We start from the raw sequence: 3,381 nt of genomic DNA, 5'->3' as shown, positions 1-3,381 counted from the left end.
CCCCGAGGGGCCCGGCTCCTGTCGGGCCGGCAGTCCGCTGACGCGGACTACCGGAAACGGTTGGCCGGCTAGCGGCCGCCCTGGTTGCGCCGGTTCTCCCAGCGCTCTTCGAGGCGGGCGAGGAAGCCGCCGGAACGACCTCCACCCTGCCGCTTGCGGGCCTTGCGTGCTGCCCCGGTAGGGGGCTGGACGGTGCCGTCTTCGCCGACGACGCCGACCGGACCTTCCTGCTGCTTCTTGCGCGGTCCGAGGAACGCGAAGACCACACCCGCGAACATCAGCACGAAGCCGATGGCCCCGAGCCATGTTTTCGACGTCGCCGCACCGACGACAAGAAGAAGCAGGCCGACGACGACGCCGGCCCCGGACAGCACATAACGGAGCGCATTACCACGGCCTGTGGACTGGAGCGTGTTCGCCAGCCGCGGGTCGTCTGACGTCAGAGCGCGCTCCATCTGCTCCAGCACCCGCTGCTCGTACTCGGACAGAGGCATCGAGACCCCCGGATCTCGCAAAGGAACAGTGTCCCTTCCAGGATAGGACGACCCGGCCGTCGTTGGTAGTCGACATCCCGGGCATACCCATGACTATAGGGGCAGATCAGTAAAGATGCGTGCCGTTCTTGCGATGTACACCCAGGTCGATCGCCGTTTTCCCAAACTTCTCACGCACCGCGTCGAGCGCCAGCTCGGCCTCGCGCTGCGCCCCGGAGCGCGGATCGACCGCTTCCTCCAGCGTGGGCTGCTGGGCGGAACCGCCGCGTTGCAAGAGGTTTTCACCCCGGACGCCCACCAGGCGCACCGGAAGACCACCCAGGTCGACCGCCGCGACGAGCTCGCGGGCCACCAGATAGATCTCCCGGGCGACGTCCGTGGGCCCGTCCAGTGTTCGCGACCGGGTGAACGTCGCGAAGTCGCTCGAGCGCACCTTCACCGACACCGTGCGCGCCAGCACACCCTGGTGCCGCAGCCGCGCCGCGACCCGGTCGGACAGCTCCAGCACCCGCCGGTTGACCGCCTCGGTGTCGTCCTGGTCCGTGCCGAACGTGGTCTCCGCGCCGATGCTGTGCTCGCGGTGCTCGGGCACCACGGGGCGCGGGTCGCGCCCCCAGGCGAGGTCGTGCAGGTGCGCGCCGCTGACCCGGCCGACGGCGGCCTGCAGGCTCGGCAGGTCGGTGTGGGCCAGCTCGGCCACCGTGGTGATGCCCCAGGCGGCGAGCGACTTCTCGGTCTTGTCCCCCACGCCCCACAGGGCGCCGACGGGCAGCGTGTGCAGGAAGTCGACGGTGGCGTCCACCGGCACGAGCATCAGGCCGTCCGGCTTGGCGTGCGTGGACGCCAGCTTGGCCACGAACTTGTTCCGGGCGATGCCCACCGAGGCGGTGACGCCGTGCTCGGCCTCGATGCGGCGGCGCAGCTCGGCGCCGATCAGCGTGGGCGGCCCCAGCCGGCGGCGGGCGCCGCTGACGTCCAGGAAGGCCTCGTCCACGCTGATCTGCTCCACGAGCGGCGTGACCTCGTGCAGCAGGCCCATCACCGACCGGGACACGTCGCGATACAGGTTGTGGTCGGGCCGGACCACGACGGCCTGCGGGCACAGCAGACGCGCCCGCGTCATCGGCATGGCGGACCGGACGCCGAACGCGCGCGCCTCGTAGGTGGCCGCCAGGACCACCCCGCGCTCCTGCCCGCCGACGATGACCGGCAGGCCCTTCAGCTCGGGCCGCCGGGCCAGCTCGCAGGACGCGAAGAACGCATCCATGTCCAGGTGCAGCACCGAACAGCCGGACTCGTCCGACCCCCAGTCCCGCCTCGCTGCCGCTGACCGCGGCCCCTTGCTCACGAACCTGCTCCGTTCTTGCTGTAGCGCCTGTCAGGAGGCCTCGGGTACCAGGGACAGCCGCTGGGTCGCGAACCCGGCCTGCGGGTCCACGAGCATCGCGACCTCGTCCCGGAAGTCCTCGGCGCACGCGAGCAGCTCGTCCGCCCGTGCGGGCTCGACCTGCTCCGGGCGGCCGGCGTCCACGGCCGCCCGCAGGGGCGCGCCGGAGGCGAAGTAGCCCGACCAGGCCGCGAGGTCCGGCTCGGCGTGCGCGAGCATGTCCCACACCGTACGCGCCCCGGAGCGCGCCGACGGGCGGCCACGCAGGGCCACGACGGCCGCGGCCGCGCGGATCGCCGCGAGGTGCGCGTGCACGAACCGGTCCCCCGGGTCGGCGGAGCGCGCCGCCTCGGCGAGCTCCGCGTCCGCCTTGCGCAGGAGCGCACTGACCCCCGGCGGGACGGCGCGCGGCACGAGCATGCGTGCCGAGACCACGTCCCGACCGCTCTGAGACTGCATGGTGCCCATCTCGAACCTCCGATCGAACCCCTTGTGCGACACTATCGAACATACGTTCTATCCTGTCAAGCGGACCGCTGGTCCGGGAGAGACTGTCCTCATGGCCCGCCGCTCCGCCCGACGCCGCCCATCCTCCTCCGCACCACTGACACTCCCCGCCGAGCTGCCCGTCGGCCCCGTGCCGATCAGCACCGGCACCGCCGAGGTGGTTCGCGACCCCGACTTCCCGCAGCGGGTGACGCTGCACGTCAACGGCGTGCCGAGCTCCAGCCTGGACCTCGCCGACCCCGGCTTTCTCGACTTCGAGTACATGCAGCAGATGGCCGCGTTCGTGGCGCTCCTGCCGCCCGGGCCGCTGCGCGTGCTGCACCTCGGCGCGGCCGGCAGCGCGTTCGCCCGGCACGTGGAGCACGAGCGGCCCGGCTCCCGCCAGCTCGGCGTCGACCTGGACCCGCGGCTGCTGGAGCTCGTGCGCGAGTGGTTCGCCCTGCCGCGCTCGCCCCTGCTGCGCCTGCGGGCCGACGACGCCGGCCGCGCCCTGGCCTCCGCGCACGACGCCTCCTACGACGTCGTGGTGCGCGACGTGTTCGCGGGCGACCGCACCCCGGAGCACCTGGTGGGCACGGGGTTCGCGGCCGAGGCCCACCGCGTGCTGCGGCCCGGCGGCGTGCTGCTGGTGAACTGCGCCGACCGGCCGCCGCTGACCACCGCGCGGCGCGAGGTCGCGAGCCTCGCCGTCGCGTTCGGGCCCGACGCCGCCGCGCAGGGCCGGCTGGCCGCCGTCGCCGAGCCCGCGATCCTCAAGGGCCGCCGGTACGGCAACCTGGTGCTCGCCGCCGTCCGCGCGCTGCCCGAGGACGCCGACGGCCCCGAGCGGCCGGACCTGCGCGACCCGCGCCTGGGGCGCGCCCTGCGGACCCTGGCGGTACCCGCCACGCTGCTGGCGGGCGAGGACGCCACGGCCTTCGCCGGCACGGCGGCGCCGCTGGCGACCCCCACGGCCTGAGCGGGCACACAAGAAGGGCCGCGCTCCCCGGAGGG

At 73.5% G+C, this 3,381-nt stretch carries 4 protein-coding genes; 1 reads left to right on the top strand and 3 read right to left on the bottom strand.

The window, feature by feature from the left end:
* Positions 1-68: 68 nt before the first annotated feature.
* The 3 genes from ACFU5G_RS29620 to ACFU5G_RS29610 form a co-directional block, all read right to left on the bottom strand.
* Positions 69-494 (bottom strand): DUF3040 domain-containing protein, encoded by a 426-nt coding sequence (locus ACFU5G_RS29620; RefSeq protein WP_377252681.1) that lies wholly within the window; start codon positions 492-494, stop codon positions 69-71.
* Positions 495-600: 106 nt separating this feature from the next.
* Complete coding sequence (locus tag ACFU5G_RS29615; RefSeq protein WP_377252678.1) at positions 601-1,842, bottom strand: DNA polymerase IV; 1,242 nt, start codon at positions 1,840-1,842, stop codon at positions 601-603.
* 30 nt (positions 1,843-1,872) lie between these two features.
* Positions 1,873-2,340: an SAV_6107 family HEPN domain-containing protein gene (locus ACFU5G_RS29610; protein WP_377252676.1), complete on the bottom strand. Its 468-nt coding sequence runs from the start codon at positions 2,338-2,340 to the stop codon at positions 1,873-1,875.
* 100 nt (positions 2,341-2,440) lie between these two features.
* On the opposite strand from ACFU5G_RS29610, the gene ACFU5G_RS29605 reads away from it, so the two are divergent.
* The gene (locus ACFU5G_RS29605) at positions 2,441-3,346 is read left to right on the top strand and encodes a spermidine synthase (RefSeq protein ID WP_377252674.1); all 906 of its coding nucleotides are present in this window, start codon (positions 2,441-2,443) and stop codon (positions 3,344-3,346) included.
* Positions 3,347-3,381: the final 35 nt, after the last annotated feature.

Source organism: Promicromonospora sp. NPDC057488, assembly GCF_042802395.1.
In the GTDB taxonomy this organism is placed as follows: domain Bacteria; phylum Actinomycetota; class Actinomycetes; order Actinomycetales; family Cellulomonadaceae; genus Promicromonospora.
This window is presented reverse-complemented; position numbering and strand designations above follow the sequence as displayed.